At 72.8% G+C, this 24,506-nt stretch carries 18 protein-coding genes; 14 read left to right on the plus strand and 4 right to left on the minus strand.

Features of this window, described 5'->3' with window-relative positions; genetic code table 11:
• Both miaB and FHR36_RS04715 read left to right on the plus strand, forming a co-directional pair.
• A complete protein-coding gene (gene miaB, locus FHR36_RS04710) occupies positions 1–1,482 on the plus strand; it encodes a tRNA (N6-isopentenyl adenosine(37)-C2)-methylthiotransferase MiaB (RefSeq protein ID WP_253794744.1) in 1,482 nt (493 codons plus the stop codon).
• Between the two features lie 140 nt (positions 1,483–1,622).
• Positions 1,623–2,321 carry a class III extradiol dioxygenase subunit B-like domain-containing protein gene (locus FHR36_RS04715; RefSeq protein ID WP_253793973.1) on the plus strand — a complete coding sequence of 233 codons (699 nt, stop codon included), beginning with the start codon at positions 1,623–1,625 and terminating at the stop codon, positions 2,319–2,321.
• A gap of 31 nt (positions 2,322–2,352) precedes the next feature.
• On the opposite strand, the gene FHR36_RS04720 is transcribed toward FHR36_RS04715, so the two are convergent.
• Positions 2,353–2,640, minus strand: a complete 288-nt coding sequence (locus FHR36_RS04720; RefSeq protein ID WP_253793974.1) for an antitoxin — start codon at positions 2,638–2,640, stop codon at positions 2,353–2,355.
• A gap of 113 nt (positions 2,641–2,753) precedes the next feature.
• Here FHR36_RS04720 and miaA point away from each other — a divergent pair, with 113 nt between their 5' ends.
• The 5 genes from miaA to hflX all read left to right on the plus strand — a co-directional run bounded on the left by miaA (position 2,754) and on the right by hflX (position 9,347).
• A complete protein-coding gene (miaA, locus tag FHR36_RS04725) occupies positions 2,754–3,710 on the plus strand; it encodes a tRNA (adenosine(37)-N6)-dimethylallyltransferase MiaA (protein ID WP_253793976.1) in 957 nt (318 codons plus the stop codon).
• A gap of 223 nt (positions 3,711–3,933) precedes the next feature.
• A complete protein-coding gene (locus FHR36_RS04730; RefSeq protein WP_253793977.1) occupies positions 3,934–4,419 on the plus strand; it encodes a DUF1129 domain-containing protein in 486 nt (161 codons plus the stop codon).
• A gap of 49 nt (positions 4,420–4,468) precedes the next feature.
• On the plus strand, positions 4,469–5,356 hold the full coding sequence (gene dapF, locus FHR36_RS04735) for a diaminopimelate epimerase (RefSeq protein ID WP_253793978.1): 888 nt from the start codon (positions 4,469–4,471) through the stop codon (positions 5,354–5,356).
• 193 nt (positions 5,357–5,549) lie between these two features.
• Positions 5,550–7,802, plus strand: coding sequence for a RelA/SpoT family protein (locus FHR36_RS04740; protein ID WP_253793979.1), 2,253 nt, complete (start codon positions 5,550–5,552; stop codon positions 7,800–7,802).
• Between the two features lie 42 nt (positions 7,803–7,844).
• Complete coding sequence (gene hflX / locus FHR36_RS04745) at positions 7,845–9,347, plus strand: GTPase HflX (protein ID WP_253793980.1); 1,503 nt, start codon at positions 7,845–7,847, stop codon at positions 9,345–9,347.
• A gap of 69 nt (positions 9,348–9,416) precedes the next feature.
• Here the strand turns inward: hflX and FHR36_RS04750 are convergent, their stop codons facing one another.
• Together FHR36_RS04750 and FHR36_RS04755 are read right to left on the minus strand one after the other, a co-directional pair.
• On the minus strand, positions 9,417–10,583 hold the full coding sequence (locus FHR36_RS04750) for a trypsin-like serine peptidase (protein ID WP_253793981.1): 1,167 nt from the start codon (positions 10,581–10,583) through the stop codon (positions 9,417–9,419).
• A 16-nt stretch (positions 10,584–10,599) separates the two neighbouring features.
• Positions 10,600–11,769 (minus strand): trypsin-like serine peptidase, encoded by a 1,170-nt coding sequence (locus FHR36_RS04755; protein WP_253793982.1) that lies wholly within the window; start codon positions 11,767–11,769, stop codon positions 10,600–10,602.
• Between the two features lie 221 nt (positions 11,770–11,990).
• Here FHR36_RS04755 and FHR36_RS04760 point away from each other — a divergent pair, with 221 nt between their 5' ends.
• The 5 genes from FHR36_RS04760 to FHR36_RS04780 are packed head-to-tail and all read left to right on the plus strand — an operon-like array spanning position 11,991 to position 19,671.
• On the plus strand, positions 11,991–13,787 hold the full coding sequence (locus FHR36_RS04760) for an IucA/IucC family protein (RefSeq protein WP_407660800.1): 1,797 nt from the start codon (positions 11,991–11,993) through the stop codon (positions 13,785–13,787).
• Complete coding sequence (locus FHR36_RS04765; protein ID WP_253794746.1) at positions 13,679–14,320, plus strand: GNAT family N-acetyltransferase; 642 nt, start codon at positions 13,679–13,681, stop codon at positions 14,318–14,320. Before FHR36_RS04760 ends, FHR36_RS04765 begins: the two co-directional genes overlap by 109 nt.
• A 13-nt stretch (positions 14,321–14,333) precedes the next feature.
• The gene (locus FHR36_RS04770; RefSeq protein WP_253793984.1) at positions 14,334–15,731 is read left to right on the plus strand and encodes a lysine N(6)-hydroxylase/L-ornithine N(5)-oxygenase family protein; all 1,398 of its coding nucleotides are present in this window, start codon (positions 14,334–14,336) and stop codon (positions 15,729–15,731) included.
• Positions 15,709–17,574, plus strand: a complete 1,866-nt coding sequence (locus FHR36_RS04775; RefSeq protein WP_253793985.1) for an IucA/IucC family protein — start codon at positions 15,709–15,711, stop codon at positions 17,572–17,574. Before FHR36_RS04770 ends, FHR36_RS04775 begins: the two co-directional genes overlap by 23 nt.
• A gap of 12 nt (positions 17,575–17,586) precedes the next feature.
• Positions 17,587–19,671, plus strand: coding sequence for an ATP-dependent DNA helicase (locus tag FHR36_RS04780; RefSeq protein ID WP_253793986.1), 2,085 nt, complete (start codon positions 17,587–17,589; stop codon positions 19,669–19,671).
• 99 nt (positions 19,672–19,770) lie between these two features.
• Here the strand turns inward: FHR36_RS04780 and lexA are convergent, their stop codons facing one another.
• The gene (lexA, locus tag FHR36_RS04785) at positions 19,771–20,499 is read right to left on the minus strand and encodes a transcriptional repressor LexA (RefSeq protein ID WP_253794748.1); all 729 of its coding nucleotides are present in this window, start codon (positions 20,497–20,499) and stop codon (positions 19,771–19,773) included.
• Between the two features lie 402 nt (positions 20,500–20,901).
• Between lexA and nrdR the strand changes: the two genes are divergently transcribed.
• Entirely contained in the window at positions 20,902–21,399 is a 498-nt protein-coding gene (gene nrdR / locus FHR36_RS04790; protein ID WP_253793988.1) for a transcriptional regulator NrdR, read from the plus strand.
• A gap of 157 nt (positions 21,400–21,556) precedes the next feature.
• Complete coding sequence (locus FHR36_RS04795; protein WP_253793990.1) at positions 21,557–24,448, plus strand: vitamin B12-dependent ribonucleotide reductase; 2,892 nt, start codon at positions 21,557–21,559, stop codon at positions 24,446–24,448.
• The last annotated feature ends 58 nt before the right edge of the window (positions 24,449–24,506 follow it).

Raw genomic sequence — 24,506 nt, forward strand, 5'->3', positions numbered from 1 at the left:
ATGGAGGAGAGCTTGCGAACTTACAAGGTCGTCACGTACGGCTGCCAGATGAACGTCCACGACTCCGAGCGCCTGTCCGGGCTGCTGGAGGAGGCGGGCTATGCCAAGGCCGACCAGGACGGCGAACCCGACCTGGTGGTCTTCAACACCTGCGCCGTGCGCGAGAACGCCGACAACAAGCTGTACGGCAACCTCGGCCGGCTGGCCCCCGCCAAGCAGCAGCACCAGGGCATGCAGATCGCCGTCGGCGGCTGCCTCGCCCAGAAGGACCGCGACACCATCGTGCGCAAGGCGCCCTGGGTCGACGTGGTCTTCGGCACCCACAACATCGGCCACCTGCCCGCGCTGCTGGAGCGGGCCGCGATCGAGAAGAAGGCCCAGGTCGAGATCCTGGAGTCGCTGGAGACCTTCCCCTCCACCCTGCCCACCCGCCGCGAGTCCGCCTACGCGGCGTGGGTCGCGATCTCGGTCGGCTGCAACAACACCTGCACCTTCTGCATCGTCCCCGCGCTGCGCGGCAAGGAGGAGGACCGCCGGCCGGGCGACATCCTCGCCGAGGTCGAGGCGCTGGTCGCCGAGGGCGTCGTCGAGGTGACGCTGCTCGGCCAGAACGTCAACGCGTACGGGTCCGACCTGGGCGACCGGCAGGCCTTCTCCAAGCTGCTGCGGGCCTGCGGGGAGATCGAGGGCCTGGAGCGCGTCCGGTTCACCTCGCCGCACCCGAAGGACTTCACCGACGACGTGATCGCGGCGATGGCCGAGACGCCGAACGTGATGCACCAGCTGCACATGCCGCTGCAGTCCGGCTCGGACACCGTGCTGCGCGCGATGCGGCGCTCGTACCGGCAGGAGCGGTTCCTCGGGATCATCGAGAAGGTGCGGGCCGCGATGCCGGACGCCGCCATCTCGACCGACATCATCGTCGGCTTCCCCGGCGAGACGGACGAGGACTTCGAGCAGACCCTGCACGTGGTGCGCCAGGCCCGGTTCGCCAACGCCTTCACCTTCCAGTACTCCAAGCGGCCCGGCACGCCGGCCGCCGAGATGGCGGACCAGATCCCCAAGGCCGTGGTGCAGGAGCGCTACGAGCGGCTGGTCGCCCTCCAGGAGGAGATCTCCTGGGAGGAGAACAAGAAGCAGGTCGGGCGGAAGCTGGAGATCCTCGTCGCCGAGGGCGAGGGCAAGAAGGACGACCGGACCGACCGGCTCTCCGGCCGCGCCCCCGACAACCGGCTGGTGCACTTCACCCGGCCCGAGAGCGGGGTCCGGCCCGGCGACATGGTGACCGTGGAGATCACGTACGCCGCGCCGCACCACCTGCTGGCGGAGGGGCCCGTCCTCGACGTCCGGCGGACGCGGGCGGGCGACGCGTGGGAGAAGCGGCAGGCGGCGCCGGCCGAGAAGCCGGCGGGCGTGATGCTGGGGCTGCCCACGGTCGGCGTGCCGGCGGCGCTGCCGGTCGTCAGCGACGGCTGCTGCTGATCTTTCCTTTCAGTGGCGCGGGGAACTGCGCGACCGGCCATCGCTCTACCTGAGTGGGTGGCTGGGCGCGCAGTTCTCCCCCAGCCTTCGGCCGGGAGGTGCCCCCACGCGCCCCTTTCGGTTCGCCTAGAGTGATCGACATGTTGGTTGCCGCTGCCGTGTGCCCGTGTCCGCCGCTGCTCGTGCCGGAGGTCGCGGCGGGGGCCGCGCCGGAGCTGGACGGGCTGCGCGAGGCGTGCGCCGCGGCGGTGGGGGAGCTGCTGGAGTCGGGCGCCGAGCTGATCGTGGTGGTCGGGACCGGGCCGAAGGCCCAGGTGTGGACCGAGGGCGGGGCCGGGTCGTTCCACCGGTACGGGGTGTCGCGGGCGGTCCGCCTGCCGCTGGGCGGCATCGAGGGACCGGAGCTGTCGCCCGCGCTGACGGTCGGGGCGTGGCTGCTGGAGCAGGCGGAGGCGGCGCTGCCCACGCACGCGTGCGCGGTCCGAGCGGACACCGCGCCCGAGCGGCTGCTGGGCCTCGGGCAGGGGCTGGCGGAGCTCGCCGACCGGGTGGGGCTGCTGGTGCTGGGGGACGGCAGCGCGTGCCGCTCGGTGAAGGCCCCCGGCTACCTGGACGAGCGGGCCGAGGGCTACGACGCCGTGGTGGCGGCGGCCCTGGCGGAGGCGGACACCAAGACCCTGGCCGGGCTGGACCCGGCGCTCTCGGCCGAGCTGCTGGTGGACGGCCGGGCGCCGTGGCAGGTGCTCGCGGGCGCGGCGGAGGGCGCCGGCCTCGGCGCGCAGCTGCGCTACGAGGCGGCGCCGTACGGGGTCGGCTACGTGGTGGCGTCCTGGCGCTGACGGGCGCTGACCGGGCGCTCACCCGGGCCGCTCAGCCCTCCGCGGGCGGCTGCTCCCGGGGTGCGTCGCCGGGAGCGGCTTCGGGCGCGTCCCCGGTCTCGTCGTGGGGCTTGGCGGCGAAGCCGTCCACCGCGCTCTTGGCCTTGGTGGTGCCGTGCTCGATCTTCTCGCTGTACTTGTGCTTGGTGGCCTTGTCGATGGTGGCGCCCGCCTTCTCGATGGTCGTGTCGATCTTCTCGTTGTGCTTGCCGGCGAGCTCGCTGGCCTTGCCCTTGAGGTCCTCGGCCTTGCCCTTGAGGTTCTCCATCAGGTTGCCCATGGCGCCGTCCTCCTGTGTACAAATCCGACATAACCACCTGTAGGCAACCAGATCCTCCCCAGGTCCGGGCTCCCCGACACGGGGTTGGTCCGGCGTTTTGCGAGACTGGGACGGTGAGCAGCTCCCTCGTCCCCCCGCCCCGTGTCGTCTCCGTGGTCGGCGCCACCGCCGCCGGAAAGTCGGACCTGGCGGTCGCCATCGCCCGTACCCTCGGCGGCGAGGTGATCAACACCGACTCGATGCAGCTCTACCGCGGCATGGACATCGGCACCGCGAAGCTGACCCTGCCGGAGCGCGGCGGGATCCCGCACCACCTGATGGACGTCTGGGACGTCACCGAGGCGGCCAGCGTCGCCGAGTACCAGCGCCTGGCCCGGGCGGAGATCGACCGGCTGCTGGCCGAGGGGCGGACGCCGGTGCTGGTCGGCGGGTCCGGGCTGTACGTCCGGGCGGCGATCGACGAGATGGAGTTCCCGGGCACCGATCCGGCCGTCCGGCTGCGGCTGGAGGAGGAGCTGGAGCGGGTCGGGACGGGGCTGCTGCACCGGCGGCTGGCGGAGCTGGACCCGCCCGCGGCCGAGGCGATCCTGCCCAGCAACGGGCGGCGGATCGTCCGGGCGCTGGAGGTCATCGAGATCACCGGGCAGCCGTTCACCGCCAACCTGCCGAGCCACACCGCGGTGTACGAGGCGGTGCAGATCGGCGTCCAGGTGCCCCGGCCCGAGCTGGACGAGCGGATCGGGCTGCGGGTCGACCGGATGTGGCGGGCCGGCCTGCTGGAGGAGGTGCGGGAGCTGGAGAAGCTCGGCCTGCGGGAGGGGCGGACGGCGAGCCGGGCGCTCGGCTACCAGCAGGTGCTGGCGTACTTCGCGGGTGAGTGCACCGAGGACGAGGCGCGCGAGGAGACCGTCCGGGCGACCCGGCGGTTCGCCCGCCGCCAGGAGTCCTGGTTCCGCCGCGACGACCGGATCCACTGGTTGTCCCGGCCGGCCGGGGCCGACCCGGTGGAGCTGCTGGAGCGCTCGCTGGAACTGGTCCACCGGCGGCCTTCGGCCATGTCGGCGCACTGATCCGGCCACCTGCGCGGGCAGGTGCACCGGCAGCCGCAGATGCACGGGGAACCGAGGGTTACAGCCGGATCACGTCATGGCATCGGATCACCCGACCACCCCGCAGGACGCCCTGTCCGACCGCCTGGACATGCCATCATCGGTACAACCGAGGCTCGGCACGCGGGCCGGCCTCACCGCCCGCGAGCCGGTGTGCTCGTGTCGAGCCGTCAGGGGAGGCCGCGTGTCGACGGGTACCGGCCCCGAAACGGATGAACTGCCGGGCAGCATGGCCGACGGTTCCGAGACCCTGCCCGAGCTCGTGGTGCCGACCACGTCCTACGCGGTCGCGCTGCCCGTGATCGAGGACCTGGCCACCGCCCCCGGCGTGGTGCACGAGCGGGACATCCGCCCGCGCCGCCGGCTGCGCTGGTGGCAGACCCTGCCGATCGCGGTGACCGCGACCTTCGGCTCGCTGATGTTCGCCTTCCCGCTCGCCTTCGGCAGCGACTCCGCCTCCGCCATGATCGGGATGCTGGGCCTGCTGGTCACCGCCGCCTCGGTCGGCTGGGGCGCGATGGCCGCCCGGCGGGCCGGCTACAAGTGGCCGGGCGTGCCGCGCCGCGGCAGCGGGCAGCGGGCCGGCTGGCGGGCCATCGTGATCTACACGCTGATCGTCTGCCTCTCCCTCGCCCTGGCTCTGTGGCGGGTCGTCCACCTGCGCGGCTGACCGTGGACGGCGCCGCGGCGCCGCGGCGGCCGCCAGTACCATCGGCGGTGTGAGCGACCTCAGCAGCGGGCTGCCGTTCCTCAAGGGCCACGGCACCCAGAACGACTTCGTCATCGTCCCCGACCCGGACGGCCTCCTCGACCTCGGTCCGGCCGCGGTGGCCGCGGTCTGCGACCGGCGGGCCGGTGTCGGCGGGGACGGCCTGCTGCGCGTGGTGCGCTCCGCCGCCGACCCGGCCGCGGCCGCGATGGCCGACGAGGCCGAGTGGTTCATGGACTACCGCAACTCCGACGGCTCGATCGCCGAGATGTGCGGCAATGGCGTGCGGGTGTTCGCCCGCTACCTGGTGCACGCGGGGCTGGCGAAGCCCGGCCCGCTGGCGGTCGCCACCCGGGCGGGCGTCCGGCGGGTGCACGTCGCGGCGGACGCCGCCGACGGCACCCCGGGCGAGGTCACCGTGGACATGGGCACCGCCCGGCTGCCCGGCCCGGACGGGATCGAGGTCGCCGTCGGCGGCCACCGCTGGCCGGCGCTCAACGTCAACATGGGCAACCCGCACGCGGTCGCCTTCGTCGAGGACCTGGCCCAGGCCGGCAACCTGTACGACGCCCCCGCGACCAGCCCGGCCGGGGTCTACCCCGAGGGTGTCAACGTCGAGTTCGTGGTGGACCGCGGTCCGCGCCACGTCGCCATGCGGGTGCACGAGCGCGGCTCCGGCGAGACCCGCTCCTGCGGCACCGGCGCCTGCGCGGTGGCGGTCGCCGCGATCCGCCGCGACGGCGCCGACCCGGCCGTGACCGGCGAGGCGGTCGCGTACACCGTCGACCTGCCGGGCGGCCGCCTGGTGATCGAGGAGTTCCCCGACGGGCGGGTGGCGATGACCGGCCCCGCGGTGATCGTCGCCGCCGGCACCCTGGACCCGGCGCTGCTGGGCTGACGCCGCCGAGCGGCCAGAGGCAGGAGGAGGGCTCCCGGCGGGGCCCTCTTTGCCCGTTTGCCCGCCCGTCGAATCCCCCCGTTCGAGTGATCCCGGTGACGGACGGGAAGCAGTGGCTCGCGGAACGTGCTGTCCTCGGTAGCATGGACCACCGGGTCGGGAGGCGCTCCGGTGTTCGCCGCCGGAGGTGCAGATGACCATCCGCCCCGAGCTCACTGCGGGCACGTCGTCGAAGCCGCAGGTCGGCCGGTTCAGCCGGGCGGCGCTCGGCCGGGCCGGGCGGGCCGCGCTGCTGGCCACCGGCCGCGCCCCGGTGCCGGACGCGATCGAGCCGATCGTCCAGGCGCACCGGATCCACCACCCGCAGGCCGACCTCGCCCTGCTCAGCCGGGCGTACCGGACCGCCGAGGCCAGCCACCGGGGGCAGACGCGCAAGAGCGGCGAGCCGTTCATCACCCACCCGCTCGCGGTCACGATGATCCTGGCCCAGCTCGGCGCCGACACCACCACGCTGGTCGCCTCACTGCTCCACGACACCGTGGAGGACACCGAGGTGACGCTCGCTCAGGTCGCCGAGGACTTCGGCCCCGAGGTCGCGTACCTGGTGGACGGCGTGACCAAGCTGGAGAAGGTCGACTTCGGCGCGGCCGCCGAACCGGAGACCTTCCGCAAGATGCTGGTGGCCACCGGCGACGACGTCCGGGTCATGGTGATCAAGCTGGCCGACCGGCTGCACAACATGCGGACGATCCGTCACATGAAGCCGGCCAGCCGGGTGCGGATCGCCAAGGTCACCCGGGACGTGCTGATCCCGCTCGCCGAGCGGCTCGGCATCCAGGTGGTCAAGGCCGAGCTGGAGGACATCGTCTTCGCCACCCTCCACCCGGAGGAACACGAGCGCACCGGCGCGGTGGCGGCCGCGCACGAGGCGGAGCCGGACGAGCTGCTCCAGCCCTTCGCCGCCGCGCTGGCCCGGCAGCTGGCGGAGGCCGGCATCGCCGCCACGGTCACCGTCCGGGCCCGCCACCACGTCTCGCTGCACCGGGTACTGCTCCGCCGCGCCGCCGTGACCGGCCCGGACGGGCGGCCCAAGACGCTGCTGCCCGCCGACTTCGGCCGGGTCCTGGTGGTGGTCGAGGAGAACGCCGACTGCTACGCCGTCCTCGGCGAGCTGCACACCTGCTGGACCCCGCTGCCCGGCGAGTTCAAGGACTTCGTGGCGGCGCCCAAGTTCAACCTCTACCAGTCGCTGCACACCGCGGTCGCGCTGGCCGGCGGCGAGGTGGTGGAGGTGCTGGTCCGCACCCGGCGGATGCACCGGGTGGCCGAGACCGGGGTGGTGGCGCTCGGCGACCCGCACCAGGCGTCCGGCGCCGCCGCGACCGAGGCCGCGCCCGAGACCGATCCCGAGGACCGCACCGACCCGGCTCGGCCCGGCTGGCTGAGCCGCTTCCTGGAGTGGCAGCAGGAGGCCCCCGACCCGGACGCGTTCTGGTCGGCGCTGACCGCCGACCTCTCCGACGACCGGGAGATCACCGCCGTCACCGAGACCGGGGACACGCTCCAGCTGCCGGCCGGGGCCAGCTGCGTGGACGCGGCCTACCTGCTCGGCGAGCAGACCGGCCACCGGTGCATCGGCGCCCGGGTCAACGGCCGGCTGGTGGCGCTCTCCACCCCGCTGCGCGACGGCGACGTCCTCGCCGTGCTCACCGACCAGGGCGGCGAAGCCTCCGGCCCGGCCCCCGAGTGGCTGGAGTACGTCCGCACCCCGGCTGCCCGGCTGGCGATCGAGCGCTGGCTGGCCGACCCGCCGGCCTCGGCGCCCGCGGTGGAGACCGGCCCGCCGGCCGAGCAGCCAGCCCCGGCGGGCCCGCCCCCGGCGGTCCGCGGCGCCTGGCCGGTGGCGGTGCCCGGGCACCCCGGCGCCTCGGTGCGCCTCGCCCGCTGCTGCACCCCGGTGCCGCCGGACCGGGTGACCGGCTTCCTGATCCGCGGCGGCGCGGTGGCGGTGCACCGCACCGACTGTCCGTCCGGCGAGGAGATGCGCCGGGCGGGACGGGAGCCGCTGGAGCCCGACTGGATCCCCGGCGCCGGTCCGGCCCGCGGCTTCCGGGCCACCCTGGTGGCCGAGGCGCTGAACCGGCCCAGACTGCTGGCCGACCTCACCGCAGCGATCTCCGCCGAGGGCGTGTCGATCTCCTCCGCCGAGGTGGAGCCGCCCCGCCAGCTGCGGGTACGGCACTCCTACACCCTGGAGCTGCCGGCCGCCGAGACGCTGCCCGCGGTGATGCGGGCGATGCTCAGGGTGTCCGGCGTCTACGACGTGTACCGGCCCGGCACGACGGCGGAGCGTAATGGGGATGACTCGGTCACGGCGGGCGTGCGACCATCGTGGGGAATTCACGGCCGTCCCGCCGCGTTCACCGGTAGCAGCAGTGTCCGGTGACCGCAGCCACCGGCGACCACAGCCGATCAATCAAAGGATGAGATGACCTCCACGTTCGACAGCCGCACCGGATCGAGCGAGTCCGCCCGTCGACTCGCCGGACTCAGGGCCGACGCCCTGATGGACGAGGACCTCGCGGCGATCGACGAGGACCTCGGCCACTACGACGGCGACCAGTACGACCGTTCCGAGCGCGCGGCCCTGCGCCGTGTCGCGGGCCTCTCCACCGAACTCCAGGACGTCACCGAGGTCGAGTACCGCCAGCTCCGCCTGGAGCGCGTGGTGCTCGTCGGCGTGTGGACGGACGGCACGCTCGAAGAGGCCGAGAACTCCATGGCCGAGCTGGCCGCGCTGGCCGAGACGGCGGGATCCGAGGTGCTGGACGGTGTGATCCAGCGCCGCGACAAGCCCGACGCCGCGACCTACATCGGCTCCGGCAAGGCCCAGGAGCTGCGCGACATCGTCAGCTCCACCGGCGCCGACACCGTGGTGTGCGACGGTGAGCTCACCCCGGGCCAGCTGATCCACCTCGAGGACGTCGTCAAGGTCAAGGTCGTCGACCGCACGGCCCTGATCCTCGACATCTTCGCCCAGCACGCCAAGTCCCGTGAGGGCAAGGCGCAGGTCTCGCTCGCGCAGATGCAGTACATGCTGCCGCGCCTGCGCGGCTGGGGTCAGTCGCTCTCCCGGCAGATGGGTGGTGGCGGCTCCGGCTCGTCCGGCGGCGGTATGGCCACCCGTGGTCCCGGTGAGACGAAGATCGAGACCGACCGGCGCCGGATCCGCGAGAAGATGGCGAAGCTCCGCAAGGAGATCGCCGAGATGAAGAAGGGCCGCGACACCAAGCGCCAGGAGCGCAGGCGCCACCAGGTGCCGTCGGTCGCCATCGCCGGCTACACCAACGCCGGCAAGTCCTCCCTGCTCAACCGGCTCACCGGCGCCGGCGTCCTGGTGGAGAACGCGCTGTTCGCCACCCTGGACCCGACCGTCCGGCGGGCGCAGACCCCGAGCGGCCGGCTCTACACGCTGGCCGACACGGTCGGATTCGTCCGGCACCTGCCGCACCACCTGGTCGAGGCCTTCCGCTCGACCATGGAGGAGGTCGCCGACGCCGACCTGATCCTGCACGTGGTGGACGGCTCGCACCCCGAGCCGGAGACCCAGCTGACCGCGGTCCGCGAGGTGATCGTCTCGGTCGAGGCACAGAACGTGCCGGAGATCGTGGTGATCAACAAGGCGGACGCCGCCGACCCGGCCGTGCTGCAGCGCCTGCTGCGCCGCGAGCCGCACGCCATCGTGGTGTCGGCCCGCACCGGCGCCGGCATCGAGGAGCTGCTGGCGCTGATCGACGACGAGCTGCCGCGCCCGGCCGTCGAGGTCCACGCACTGGTCCCGTACACCCGCGGCGACCTGGTCTCCCGGGTCCACCGGGACGGCGAGCTGCTCTCCACCGAGCACACCGGCGAGGGCACCCTGCTGCACGCCAAGGTGTCGGCGGAGCTCGCCGCCGAGCTGGAGCGCTACACAGTGGTCTCGGCCGGCTGATCCGGCACCGACCCGGACGGGCCCGGCCTCCCTCGCGGAGGCCGGGCCCGTCCGTCTGTCACCCGTCCGTCACTTGGCGAGCTTCTGGGCGAACGCCTCGTACATCTTGCGGGCGTCGTCGGTCAGGGTCGGCGAAGCCAGCATGGTGTTCTGGGTGTTGCCGACCGAGGTGTTGCCGATCAGCATCACCTTCTTGTTCTGCACCGCGAACCAGCCGCCGCCGCTGGAGCCACCGGTCATGGTGCAGCCGATCGACTGCATCGGCGGACGGCTGAGGTCGTAGCCGTAGACGGTGGCCTTGACGCCCGAGTCGCAGTGCTCCAGCTCCTGGCCGTCGAACGGCGTGTCCGCCGGGTAGCCGTACGCGGAGAGCGAGGGGACGGCGTCCGCCTGGGCGTTGAACCAGACCGGCACGGAGCCGCCGATGGTCTCCTCCAGCGACTTGCCGCCGCCGTCCTCGTTGTGCACGTGCATGATGGCGAAGTCGTACTGGCTGGCCGGGCCGCCGGTCTCGCCGCCCTCGGCGGTCCAGTACGGGGTCACCCGGACCGCGTCCGCCGCCCACACGCCGAACGGGGCCACCTGCTCGAAGGTGGCCTTCTTGTTGCCGCTGGCCGCGCCGGACTTGTTGTACGAGGGCACGAAGCTGATCTTCTTGAAGAAGGTGCCGCCCTTGCCCTCGTGGACGCAGTGCGCGGCCGTCCAGACCAGGTTGGACTTGCCCGGGTGCTGCGGGTCGGCGATGACCGTACCGGAGCACTCGGCGTAGCTCTTCTCGCTGATCTCCATGAAGATCTTGCCGACCACGGCGGTGCCGGGGGAGTACGGGTGCTTCTCCGGCCTGGCCGGGATCGCGGTCGGGAAGGTGACCTCGGCCCGGCTCGGCGTCCTCGCCTGCTGGGCGTTGGCCTCCTTGGGCTTGACGCCCTGGGCGGTCTGCAGCTTGCCGAGGTCCCAGTAGCCCTTGATGGCCTGGAAGTCCTCGGGCTTGAAGCCCAGCTGGGAGGCGAACTTCTCCCAGTCGTCGGAGTTCCAGTTCTTCATGTTGGCGAGCTGCGCCTGGATGTCCTTGAGGTCGATGCCCGGCTTGGAGGCACCGGCCGACGGGGCGGCGTTCGGCTGCGGGTCGTCGTTGCAGGCGGTGAGGTTGAGGCTCAGCACGGTCAGGACGGCGGCGGCAGCGGCCGCCCGGCCACGGGCCCTGCGGGGGCGGCGGTCTCGGACAGTCTCAGGCATGGTCGATCCCCGTAGTTCAGTCGGTCGGTGAGGAGGGTTGAGCGGTCTCGGGTCGGGTGGACGGGCTCGGTGCGGACGAGGGCGGGCCGGTCGGGGGCTGCTTGGCGATGTAGTCCAGCGCCTGCCGGGCCACCGACTCCAGGTACGGGCCGTTCAGCGTGGTGTGCGCGGCCGTCCCGATCGAGGTGTTGCTGACCAGCGCCTGGCGGCCGTCCGGCATGGTGGCGAACCAGCCGCCGCCGGAGGCGCCCGCGGTCATGGTGCAGCCGATGGTCAGCATCGCCGGCCGCTCCGGGTCGAAGGAGCGGCTGCCGGGCCGGCCGCTGTCGCAGCGCTCCAGCTCCTGGCCGTCGAACGGGGCCACCGAGGGGTAGCCCCAGGCCGAGACGGACAGTTGCTCGCGCGGGGCGTCGAACCACACCGGCACGGCCGTGCCGACGGTCTCCTCCAGGGAGGGCCCGCCCTGCGGGTTGTGCACCCGGATGATCGCGAAGTCGTACTGGTTGGCGGCGTCGCCCGCCCGGGTGCCCTCGGTGGTCCACAGCGGCGAGGTGATCACCTTGTCGGCCCACCACTGGCCGAGCGGGGCAACCTCCGCCAGCGAGGCCTTGCGGTGGCCGCTGGCCGCGCCCGAACTGTTGTAGGCGGGCACGAAGATGAGGTTCTTGTACCAGTCACCGCCCTTGCCCTCGTGGACGCAGTGGGCGGCCGTCCAGACCAGGTCGGACCTGCCCGGGTGCTGCGGGTCGGCCACCACGGTCGCCGAGCACTGGCCGGTGCCGCCCTTCGGCGCGGTCATGAAGACCTTCCCGGAGGCCGGGTAGCCGGTGTACGGCCGGGGCACGGCCACCGCCTGCACCACGGGGGCGGGTTCGGGCGCCGGTCCGGGCGTCGCCGAGGCCGAGGCCGGCACGCTCGGCGGCGCCGAGGCGGTCTCCGGGGCCGGCGGGGCGGGCTCGCGGGGCTGGGCCTCGTCCAGCCGGTCCGCGTTCCAGAAGTTCTGCACCACCGGGTTGTCGAAGCCGTGCCGGGACGCCCAGCGGTCCCAGTCCTGGTACCGCCAACTGCGCAGCTCGCGCCAGCTGTGCGGCAGCCCGTCGCCGCCGTCCGAGGTGCACGCGGCGGAGCCCAGCAGGACCGCCGCCACCAGCGGGACGCACCACGCCCGCCGCCCCAACGATGACATCGTCCCCCCTGCCGCTCGCCGTCGTCCCCCGGGGGATTCTCCCACCCGCCCGCCGAACGGCCGTACGGGGTTCCCTCCTGTTGACGTCCGGTCACCGATTCGTGACGGTGACGACCTGTCAGGGTCGCACCGCTCACTCGGAAGGGTGAGTGATCGACGGTCTTTCACCACAACGAGTGAGCTGATCTTGTGATCACCGGGCGGGGATAGGTAGCCCTTACCTGTGTAGTCATCGCACGGCCCAAGGAGGGGCTTTGGTCACCACCCTCACCGGAGTACCTCCGGCCGCCGTGGTCCGGGCCACCGGAACGCAGCCGCCCGACCCGCTGCTCCACGACGACCCCGCCGCGGCCGCCGAACAGGCCGCCACCGAGAGCCTGCTGCGCTGCTGGGCCCGGGAGACCGGCGCCCGGCCGGACGGCGGGCAACTGCGCATCCCGGTGCTCGGCGGCGCGGCCGAACTCGCCGCCCCCGTCCGGCACTGGTCGGTCTGCGGTTGGCACCGGTTCGGCCCGGTCACCGTCCGCACCGCCGACGGCGACCGCCCGGTGGACGCCGTCACCGTCGCCGCCCTGGTCGCCGGCGCCGCCGCCGAGCGCCCCGACCCCGGCCAGATCGCCGACCTGACCGCCCGGGTCGCCGACTCGGTCGGTCGCACCGCCGAGATCCTCGCCCACCGGCGCGCCCTCTCCGCGACCCCGCCGACGCCCTTCCTGCGCGCCGAGCAGGCCCTGCTGCTCGGCCACCCGCTGCATCCCACCCCGAAGAGCCGCGACGGCCTCGGCCCGGCCCAGAGCGCCGCGTACTCGCCCGAACTGCACGGCACCTTCCGGCTCCACTGGTACGCCGTCGACCGCTCGCTGCTGGCCGCCGACTCCGCCGCCGGCCGGCCCGCCGAGCAGCTCACCGCCGAGCTCTACGGCCGGCCGCTGCCGCCCGGCACCGCCGCCCTGCCGCTCCACCCCTGGCAGGCCCGCGAGCTGGCGCTCCGCCCGGCCGTCGCCGACCTGCTCGACAGCGGCCTGCTGCACGACCTCGGCCCGTCCGGCGAGCCCTGGCACCCGACCAGCTCGGTGCGCACCGTCTGCCGCCCCGGCACCCCGTGGATGCTCAAGCTCTCGCTGGCACTGCGGATCACCAACTCCCGCCGGGAGAACCTCCGCAAGGAGCTGCACCGCGGCGTCGAGGTCCACCGCCTGCTGGAAGCCGGCCTCGGCGCCCGCTGGAAGGCCGCCCACCCCGGCTTCGACATCGTCCGCGACCCCGCCTGGATCGGCGTCGACCACCCGGCCCTCGGCGACCCCGGCGGCCTGGACACCGTGCTCCGCCAGCAGCCCTTCGGCCCCGCCGACCGGGCGCTGTGCGTGGCCGGCCTGGTCGCCGAGCAGCCCATCGGCCGGCTCGGCTCGCAGCTCGCCGACGTGCTCGGCGAGCTGGCCGCCCGCACCGGCCGCCCGATGGCCACCGTCGCCACCGAATGGTTCCTGCGCTACCTGGACGCCGTCGTCCTGCCGATCCTCTGGCTGGACGGCCGGGCCGGCATCGCCCTCGAAGCCCACCAGCAGAACAGCCTCGTCCTGCTCGACGCCGAGGGCTGGCCCACCGGCGGCCGCTACCGCGACAACCAGGGCTACTACTTCCGCGCCTCGCACACCGACCGGCTGCGCGCCCAACTGCCCGCACTCGGCGAGACCAGCGACACCTTCGTCCCGGACGCCGTCGCCGACGAGCGCTTCGCCTACTACGTCGGCATCAACCACATCCTCGGCCTGATCGGCGCCTTCGGCTCCCAGCAGCTCGCCGACGAGCAGCTGCTGCTCGCCGCGCTGCGCCGCTTCCTGGCCGGGGAGCGGGCCGCCGCCACCGGATCGTCCCTCCCCGCCCACCTGCTGGACGCGCCCACCCTGCGCTGCAAGGCCAACCTGCTCACCCGGCTGCACGGCCTGGACGAGCTGGTCGGCCCGGTGGAGACCCAGTCGGTCTACGTGGCGATCGACAACCCGGTGGCCGGGGCGTGACCACGACCAGCACGCCGGTCGGGGAGTTCCGGCTCGTGCCGGTCTCCCTGCCGGCCGACCTGCCCCTGCTCACCACGTGGATGAACGACCCCGCCGTGGACGCCTGGTGGGAGCTGGCCGGACCGCCGTCGGTCACCGAGGAGCACCTGCGCGGCCAACTCGACGGCGACGGGGCGAGCACCCCCTACCTGGGCCTGCTCGACGGCGAGCCGACCGGCTACTTCGAGGTCTACCGCGCCGACCTCGACCCGCTCGCCGCGCACTACCCGGCCCGGCCGTACGACATGGGCATCCACCTGCTGCTCGGCCCCGCCACCGCCCGCGGCCGGGGCCTGGGCAGCGCCCTGCTCGCCGCCCTGGCCGAGCGGATCCTCGCCACCACCCCCGCCTGCACCCGGGTGGTCGCCGAGCCCGACCTGCGCAACACCCCCTCGGTCCGGGCCTTCCGCAACGCCGGGTTCGCGCAGGCCGCCGAACTCGACCTGCCCGCCAAGCGCGCCGCCCTGATGATCCGCCCGCGCGCCCGCTCCTGAGTCCTAGGACGACATGCATCTCCCGCAGCCCGAGCCGTACGACCTGATCGGTGTCGGCATCGGCCCGTTCAACCTCTCCCTGGCCGCCCTCGCCGACCGCGCCGACGGGCTCACCACCCTCTTCCTGGACGCCAGAGCCGAGTTCCGCTGGCACCCCGGCATGCTGGTCGACGGCGCCCGGATGCAGGTGCCCTTCCTCGCCGACCTGGTCTCGCTGGTCGACCCGACCAACCCGTGGTCCTTCCTCAACTACCTGCGCCACCAGGAGCGGCTGTTCCCGTTCTACTTCGCCGAGCGCTTCCAGCTCCCGCGCCGCGAGTACGAGCACTACTGCCGCTGGGCCGCCGACCGGCTGCCCAACTGCCGCTTCGGCGCCGAGGTCACCGAGGTGCGCTGGGACGCCGAGGAGGAGGTGTTCCTGGTCCGCGGCGGCGGCGAGGTGCACCGGGCCCGGAACCTGGTGCTCGGGGTCGGCACCGAACCGGTCCACCCGGAGGCCTTCGCCCCGCTGCGCGGCCACCCGCGGGTCCTGCACTCCGCCGAGTACCTGCACCGGCGCGCCGAGCTGGCCGGAGCCCGGGACATCACCGTGGTCGGCTCCGGGCAGTCCGGCGCCGAGGTCTTCCTCGACCTGCTGCGCGGCCGCGTCGGCGACGGCACCCGGCTGCGCTGGCTCACCCGCACCCGGGCGCTGGCCCCGATGGAGTACTCCAAGCTCGGCCTGGAGCAGTTCACGCCCGACTACACCCGCTACTTCCACGCCCTGCCCGCGGACGTCCGGGACGCGCTGGTGCCCGCCCAGTGGCAACTGCACAAGGCGGCCAGCGCGGAGACCCTCGCCGAGATCCACGACCACCTCTACGAGCGCACCATCGGCCGCCCGCCGGCCGCCGACCCGGTCGAGATCCTTCCCGGTACCGCCGTCACCGAGGCCGGCGCCGGCCCCTGCGGCGGCCTCGAACTCCACTGCCGGCACACCGACTCCGGCGCCCGCCACCTGGTGCGCACCGACGCGGTGGTGCTCGCCACCGGCTACCGGGCGGTCCGCCCGGCCGCCCTGGACCCGATCGCCGACCTGATCGACTGGGACGAACTCGGCCGCTACCGCGTCGACCTGGACCACCGGGTGGCCGTCAGGCCGGGCCTCACCGGCGGTCTGTACGTCCAGAACGCCGAGCTGCACACTCACGGTGTCGGCACACCGGACCTCGGCCTCGGCGCGCACCGCGCCGCCGTGATCCTCAACGCCGTCGCCGGCAAGACGCTCCACCCGCTGCCCCATCGCACCGCCTGGACCACCTTCGCCCCGCCCGTACCAACGGCCGCCGAACCCCCCGCGCCCCGGCCGGCCGCACCCGTGCTCCCGCGACCCCAGGAAGGCGACGAACGTGCTGCAGCAGCACCCCGCTGAACCCGAGCTCCACCTGCCCGCCCAGCTGACCACGGAGCACTGGCGGCGGGCCCGGCGGGCACTGCTCGCCAAGATGCTCGGCGAGTTCGCGTACGAGGAGCTGATCGAGCCGGTCCCGGCGGGGGACGGCTGGGTGGTCGAATTCCCGGACGCCGGCTACCGGTTCCGGGCCGAGCGGGGCGCGTACGGCAGCTGGCGGGTCGCGGAGGACTCGCTCGACGCCGAGCTCGACGACCCGCTGCGCTTCCTCCAGCACGCCCGCGGGCCGCTCGGGCTCTCCGGCGACACCGTCGGCCACCTGGTCCGCGAGCTCACCGCCACGCTGATCGCCGACGCCCACCTGCGGGCCACCGCACCGACCGCCGCCGAGCTGGCCGACCTCGACCACGTCGCCCTGGAGGGCCGGCAGACCGGCCACCCGTGGATCGTCCCCAACAAGGGTCGGCTCGGCTTCTCGGCCCGCGACGCGGCCGCCTGGGCGCCCGAGGCGCGCGTCCCGCAGCGGCTGCCGTGGATCGCCGTCCACCGGCGGCTCGCCGAGTTCCGCGGCGACCCCGGACTGTACGAGCGGGAGCTGGACGCGGACTTCCGCGACCGGCTCGGCGACCGGGCCGACGACTACCTGCTGCTGCCCGTCCACCCCTGGCAGTGGGACGAGACCGTGGTGCCGCTGTTCGCCCCGTGGATCGCCAGCGGGGAGATCGTCCCGCTGCCCAGCGACGGCGACCTGCGGCTGCCGCAGCAGTCCATCCGCAGCTTCTTCAACCTCAGCCGGCCGGACCGCTGCACGGTCAAGCTGCCGCTCTCCATCCTCAACACCCTGGTCTGGCGCGGCCTGCCGGTCGAGCGCACGCTCGCCGCCCCCGCCGTCACCGCCTGGATCCACGGGCTGCGGGACGCCGATCCCTTCCTGCGCGACGAGTGCCGGGTCGTCCTGCTCGGCGAGATCGCCTCGGTCACCGTCGACCACCCGGTCTACCGGGAGCTGCCGGAGGCCCCGTACCAGTACAAGGAGCTGCTCGGCGCGATCTGGCGCGAACCGCTCGGCCGGTACCTGGCGGACGGCGAGCGGGCCCGCACCCTGGCCGCCCTGCTGCAGACCGGCTCGGACGGCCGGGCGCTGGTCGCCGAACTGGTCGCCCGCTCCGGGCTCGCCCCGCGCGACTGGCTGGGCCGGCTGTTCGCCGCCATGCTGCCGCCGCTGCTGCACTTCCTCTACCGCTACGGCACGGTGTTCTCCCCGCACGGCGAGAACGCCATCGTGCTGTTCGACGAGCACGACGTGCCGACCCGGCTCGCGGTGAAGGACTTCGTGGACGACGTCAACATCAGCGACCAGCCGCTGCCCGAGCTCGCCGACCTGCCCGGCCCGGTCGCCGAGGTGCTGCTGCGGGAGGACCCGGACTTCCTCTGCCAGTTCATCCACTCCGGCCTGTTCATCGGCGTCTACCGCTACCTCGCCCCGCTGGTCGAGGCCCAGCTCGGCGTCCCCGAGGAGGAGTTCTGGGCGCTGGTGCGCGAGGAGATCCTCGCCCACCAGCGGCGCTTCCCGGAGCTCGCCGAGCGGTTCGAGCTGTTCGACCTGTTCACCCCGCGGATCGCCCGGCTCTGCCTCAACCGCAACCGGCTGCTGCTCGACGGCTACCGCGACCGCCCGCAGCGGCCGCACGCCGCCGTGCACGGATCCGTGGCCAACCCGCTCCACGCGAGCACCGACCCGACCCGCGCGAGCACCGAGCCGACCCGCGCGAGTGCCGAGCCGCGCCACGAGAGCGCCGAGCCGCCCCGGCGGAGTGCCGTGCCGCCCACCCGGCGGCGCGGGACTGTCACCCCCGCGCCGTAGGGTGGGAGGGCCATGACGAACGACTCCGCAACCCTGCCCCCGGACGAGGACGGCGACGCGCCCGCCCCCGTGCCGGCGTCCCGCATCCCCGAGCTGCTGCACGCCGCCGTCACCGCCGTGGGCGGCGTGGAGCGGCCCGGCCAGGTCACCATGGCCGAGGCGGTCTCGGCCGCCGTCGACGCCGGTGAGCACCTGCTGGTCCAGGCCGGCACCGGCACCGGAAAGTCGCTGGCCTACCTGGTGCCCGCGCTCGCCCACGGCGACCGGGTCGTGGTGGCCACCGCCACCCTCGCCCTGCAGCGCCAGCTGGTCGAGCGGGACCTGCCCCGCACCGTCGACGCCCTGCATCCGGTGCTGCGCCGTCGCCCGCTGTTCGCCATGCTCAAGGGTCGCTCCAACTACCTGTGCCTGCACCGGGCCAACGAGGGCACCCCGAGCGACGAGGGCGAGGGCCTGTTCGACCCGGTCGAGGTGATGGGCGGCCCGACCGGCAAGCTCGGCCAGGACGTGCTGCGGCTGCGCGAGTGGGCCGAGGAGACCGAGACCGGCGACCGGGACGACCTCTCGCCCGGCGTCTCCGACAAGGCCTGGGCCCAGCTCGCGGTCACCTCCAAGGAGTGCCTGGGCGCCAGCCGCTGCGCGTACGGGCAGGAGTGCTTCGCAGAGCGGGCCAGGGAGAAGGCCAAGCTCGCCGACGTGGTGGTCACCAACCACGCGATGCTGGCGATCGACGCCATCGAGGGCGCCCCGGTCCTCCCCGACCACGGCCTGCTGATCATCGACGAGGCGCACGAGCTGGTGAACCGGGTGACCGGCGCCGCCACCGCCGAACTCACCGTGAACGCGGTCAACCGGGCGGTCCGGCGCGCCGCCAAGCTCGCCAACGAGAAGGCGGTCGACGCGCTCCAGGCCGCCGCCGAGAACTTCCACGGTCTGATGGAGACCGCGCAGGCCGGCCGGGTCGAGGAGCTGCCCGAGTACCTGGCGTACGCGGTCGCCGGCATCCGGGACGCCTCCCGGCAGGTGATCACCTCGCTCGGCGAGACCCGGGACAAGGCGCTCAGCGACGAGGACGCGGTGCGCAAGCAGGCGATGGCCTCCGCCGAGAGCCTGCACGAGACCGCGGACCGGCTGCTCTCGGAGTCGGAGTGGGACGTCATCTGGATCGAGCGCAGCGACCGGTTCGGTATGGGCACCGCCTCGCTGCGGGTCGCCCCGCTGAGCGTCTCCGGCCTGCTGCGGGAGAACCTCTACAAGGAGCGCTCGGTCGTCCTCACCTCCGCCACCCTCAAGCTGGGCGGCGACTTCAACGGCGTGGCCGCCTCGCTCGGCCTGCCCGGCGAGGGCCGGCTGCCCGAGGTCCGCTCGGCCTCGGAGCCCGAGCTCGACCTCGGCGAGGACTCCCCGCCGTACTGGCGCGGCATCGACGTCGGCTCGCCGTTCAGCTACCCCAAGCAGGGCATCCTGTACGTCGCCAAACACCTCGCCGACCCCGGGCGCGACCCGGAACGGCCCGACATGCTCGACGAGTTGGCCGAGCTGATCGGCGCGGCCGGCGGGCGGACGCTGGGCCTGTTCTCCTCGATGCGGGGCGCCCAGGCGGCCGCCGAGGCGCTCCGCGAGCGGCTGGACAACCGGATCCTGCTCCAGGGCGAGAACACCCTCGGCGAGCTGATCCGCGAGTTCGCCTCGGACGCCTCGACCTGCCTGTTCGGGACGCTCTCGCTCTGGCAGGGCGTGGACGTGCCCGGCTCCGCCTGCCAGCTGGTGGTGATGGACCGCATCCCGTTCCCCCGTCCCGACGACCCGCTGATGAGCGCCCGGCAGAAGGACGTCGAGCAGCGCGGCGGCAACGGCTTCATGGCGGTGGCGGCGACCCACGCCGCGCTGCTGATGGCGCAGGGCGCGGGCCGGCTGGTGCGGGCGGCGGACGACAAGGGGATCGTCGCGGTGCTCGACCCCCGGGTGGAGACCAAGCGGTACGGCGGGTTCTTCCGGTCCTCGATGCCCAACTTCTGGTACACCACGGACCGGAACCAGGTCCGGCGGTCGCTGGCGGCGATCGATGCCTCGGCTCCGCCGGTCCGCGCGAGGTGAACTGACAGGGGCGCGAGGAACTGCGCGCCCAGCCATGCACTCATGTAGAGCGGTGGCTGGGCGCGCAGTTCCTCGCGCCCCTCAAGGTGCGCCCTGTTCTCAGAGACGGCGGAGGACCGCGACGACCTTGCCCAGGATGGTCGCGTTGTCGCCCGGGATCGGCTCGTACGCCGGGTTGTGCGGCATCAGCCAGATCTTGCCGTCCTCGCGCTTGAGGCGCTTGACGGTGGCCTCGCCGTCGATCATCGCCGCGACGATGTCGCCGTTCTCGGCGACCGGCTGGCGGCGGACGGTCACCCAGTCGCCGTCACAGATGGCGGCCTCGATCATCGAGTCGCCCTTGACGGTGAGCGCGAAGAGCTCGCCCTCGCCGACCAGCTGACGGGGGAGCGGGAAGACGTCCTCGACGGTCTGCTCGGCCAGGATCGGGCCACCGGCCGCGATCCGGCCGACCAGCGGCACGTACGAGGTGGAGGGCCGACCGGCGGTCTCGGCGGTGTTGGGGCGGGCGACCTCGACACCGCGGACCTCGTAGGCGCGCGGGCGGTGCGGGTCGCGCCGCAGGAAGCCCTTGCGCTCCAGCGCCATCAGCTGGTGCGCCACCGAAGAAGTCGAGGACAGGCCGACGGCCTGGCCGATCTCCCGCATGGACGGGGGGTAGCCGCGGCGCTGGACGGAATCCCGGATGACCTCGATGACCCGGCGCTGCCGCTCCGTCAGACCGGCCTCGTCGGTGCGAATGCCCGGAGGGCGGCCGGGCAGGGCCCGGACGACGGCAGGGGTGGGCGCGCCGAGGTCGGCATCGTCGATCGGCTGGCTTCGGGTCATGGTCTGGTCCATGCTCTCCTGGTCAGTGGTGCGCGCGGAACGCTCCTGCACCGGGATGGCGGTCGTGGCTTCGACGGTGTTGATCGCGGTCATGGCGGCTCTCATTCGACAGGTGAGCTTCCTTTGCCGGGTTCAACTGGTGCACCTATCGAAAGGTTGCGCCAAACACACGTTCGAGTGAATTTATTCGAGGTTGGCTGACTTGATCAAGGCTCCGGGTGTACATCGATTGAATGTTCGACTCGAACAGTCTATTTCACACCCCCCACGGATTTCGACCCGTTCCGGCGCGTCGGCTCCCCCTCACCACATGTAGTGGCTACTGTCCTCGGTCGGGACTACAGGTAGTGGTCCGGTAGAGTGTTCCGAGTCCGTCGTCATGCCGCAGGGAGGGAGTCCCAGGTGCACTGCCCCTTCTGCCGGCATCCGGACAGTCGCGTCGTGGACAGTCGCGCGAGCGACGACGGGAGCTCGATCCGGCGCCGTCGTCAGTGCCCGGACTGCTCCCGCCGATTCACCACGGTCGAAACCGCGACGCTGATGGTGATCAAGCGCAGTGGCGTCACCGAGCCGTTCTCGCGCGAGAAGGTGATCTCCGGAGTCCGCAAGGCCTGTCAGGGCCGCCCGGTCACCGAGGACGCCCTCGCGCAGCTCGGGCAGCGGGTCGAGGAGTGCGTCCGCGCGAGCGGCAGCGCCGAGCTCTCGACCCACGACGTCGGGTTGGCCATACTCGGCCCCCTGAAGGAGCTGGACGTCGTCGCGTACCTGCGGTTCGCGAGCGTCTACCGCGCCTTCGACAACCTCGAAGACTTCGAGGCCGCCATCGCGGAGCTCCGCGACGAGCGGCCCCTCACCCCGGAGGCCGGCGCCCGCATGCCGGCCCCCGCCGCCGCGTCCTAGTACTCCAGCAGGACTAGTTCCCGCGGCGCGCGTCGATACCGCAACACCCTGTGCACGGTGGCCGGGCTTCCGGCTGCCCGCAGACCAGCAGGAGAACCAGTAGGTGCCCGGATTTTTCGGGGCACTCCGGGCGTTTGCCCAGGAGGAGGAGAACGCAGTGACAGAGACGACGAGCGGTTCCGCCCGCGGATCGAAGTCCGACCGCACCAAGGGCGCCGGCAAGGCCCCGAAGGGCGGCCTGCGGCTGGAGCGGATCTACACCACCCCTGGCGTCCACCCGTACGACGCGGTCAGCTGGGAGCGGCGCGACGTCGTCATGACCAACTGGCGCGACGGCTCGATCAACTTCGAGCAGCGCGGCGTGGAGTTCCCCGACTTCTGGTCGGTGAACGCGGTCAACATCGTCACCTCGAAGTACTTCCGCGGCGCGGTCGGCACCCCGCAGCGCGAGTGGAGCCTCAAGCAGATCATCGACCGCGTGGTGCTCACCTACCGCGCCGCCGGTGAGAAGCACGGCTACTTCGCCTCCCCGGACGACGCCGAGATCTTCGAGCACGAGCTGACCCACGCCCTCCTCCACCAGGTGTTCAGCTTCAACTCGCCGGTCTGGTTCAACGTCGGCACCAAGCAGCCCCAGCAGGTCTCCGCCTGCTTCATCCTGGCCGTCGACGACTCCATGGAGTCGATCCTCGACTGGTACAAGGAAGAGGGCATGATCTTCAAGGGCGGCTCCGGCGCCGGCCTGAACCTCTCCCGGATCCGCTCCTCCAAGGAGCTGCTGTCCTCCGGCGGCAACGCCTCCGGCCCGGTCTCCTTCATGCGCGGCGCCGACGCCTCGGCCGGCACCATCAAGTCCGGCGGCGCCACCCGCCGGGCGGCCAAGATGGTCGTGCTCGACGTCGACCACCCGGACGTCGAGGCCTTCATCGAGACCAAGGTGAAGGAGGAGGAGAAGATCCGCGCCCTGCGCGACGCCGGGTTCGACATGGACCTGGGCGGCGACGACATCACCTCCGTCCAGTACCAGAACGCCAACAACTCGGTCCGCGTCTCCGACGAGTTCATGACCGCAGTCGAGAACGGCACCGAGTTCGGCCTGCGCGCCCGGATGACCGGCGAGGTCATCGAGACCGTCGACGCCAAGAAGCTGTTCCGCAAGATGGCCGAGGCCGCCTGGGCCTGTGCCGACCCCGGCATCCAGTACGACTCGACCATCAACCACTGGCACACCTGCCCGGAGTCCGGCCGCATCAACGCGTCCAACCCCTGCTCCGAGTACATGCACCTGGACAACTCCAGCTGCAACCTCGCCTCGCTCAACCTGATGAAGTTCCTGCGCGACGACGACTCGTTCGACGCCACGACCTTCGCCAAGGTCGTCGAGCTGGTCATCACCGCGATGGACATCTCCATCTGCTTCGCCGACTTCCCGACCGAGAAGATCGGCGAGACCACCCGCGCCTACCGCCAGCTCGGCATCGGCTACGCCAACCTCGGCGCCCTGCTGATGGCCACCGGCCACGCGTACGACTCCGAGGGCGGCCGCGCCCTGGCCGGCGCCATCACCTCGCTGATGACCGGCACCGCCTACCGCCGCGGCGCCGAACTCGCCGGCGTGGTCGGCGCGTACGACGGCTACGCCCGCAACGCCGCCGCCCACCAGCGGGTCATGCAGCAGCACGCGGACGCCAACACCGCCGCCGTCGCGGTGGACGACCTGGACGCCCCGGTGTGGGCCGCCGCCACCGAGACCTGGGCCGACGTGCTCCGGATCGGCGCGGCGAACGGCTTCCGCAACGCGCAGGCGTCGGTGCTGGCCCCGACCGGCACCATCGGCCTGATGATGGACTGCGACACCACCGGCGTCGAGCCCGACCTCGCCCTGGTCAAGTTCAAGAAGCTGGTCGGCGGCGGCTCGATGCAGATCGTCAACGGCACCGTGCCGCGCGCCCTGAAGCGCCTCGGCTACCAGGCCGAGCAGGTCGAGGCGGTCGTCGCCCACATCGCCGAGAACGGCAACGTGATCGACGCGCCGGGCCTGAAGGCCGAGCACTACGAGGTGTTCGACTGCGCGATGGGCGAGCGCTCCATCTCGCCGATGGGCCACGTGCGGATGATGTCGGCGATCCAGCCGTGGATCTCCGGTGCCATCTCCAAGACCGTCAACATGCCGGAGAACGCCACCGTCGAAGAGGTCGAGGAGATCTACTTCGAGGCGTGGAAGCTCGGCGTCAAGGCGCTCGCCATCTACCGCGACAACTGCAAGGTCGGCCAGCCGCTCTCGGCCAAGACCAAGACCCCCGCGGCCGAGGAGAAGACCGCCCCGGCCGTCCCCGCGGTCGAGAAGGTCGTCGAGTACCGCCCGACCCGTCGCCGCCTGCCCAAGGGCCGCCCGGGCATCACCACCTCCTTCACGGTCGGTGGCGCCGAGGGCTACATGACCGCCAACTCCTACCCGGACGACGGCCTCGGCGAGGTCTTCCTGAAGATGTCCAAGCAGGGCTCGACCCTCGCGGGCATGATGGACGCCTTCTCCATCGCCGTCTCGGTCGGCCTCCAGTACGGCGTGCCGCTGGAGACCTACGTCTCGAAGTTCACCAACATGCGCTTCGAGCCGGCCGGTCTGACCGACGACCCGGACCTGCGGATGGCCCAGTCGATCGTCGACTACATCTTCCGCCGCCTGGCGCTGGACTTCCTGCCGTTCGAGACCCGGTCCGCGCTCGGCATCCACTCCGTCGAGGAGCGCCAGCGCCACCTGGAGACCGGGTCGTACGAGCCGGTCGAGGAGGACGTGGACGTCGAGGGCCTGGCCCAGTCCGCACCCCGCGCCGCCGACGCCAGGCCGGCCGCCCCGGTGACCGCCGTGCCGCTGCCGGTGGTCGAGAAGCCCAAGGCCGCCGCCGCGCACAACTCGACCGAGCTGGCCGAGATCCAGTTCGGGCTGAACGCCGACGCGCCGCTCTGCTTCTCCTGCGGCACCAAGATGCGCCGCGCGGGCAGCTGCTACCTCTGCGAGGGCTGCGGCTCGACCAGCGGCTGCAGCTGATCGCTCGACCGCATGAAGGGGACCGGCCGGCGGCCGGTCCCCTTCGTCGTTCCGTCCG

Origin of the sequence: Kitasatospora cinereorecta, assembly GCF_024172095.1 — a bacterium.
In the GTDB taxonomy this organism is placed as follows: domain Bacteria; phylum Actinomycetota; class Actinomycetes; order Streptomycetales; family Streptomycetaceae; genus Kitasatospora; species Kitasatospora cinereorecta.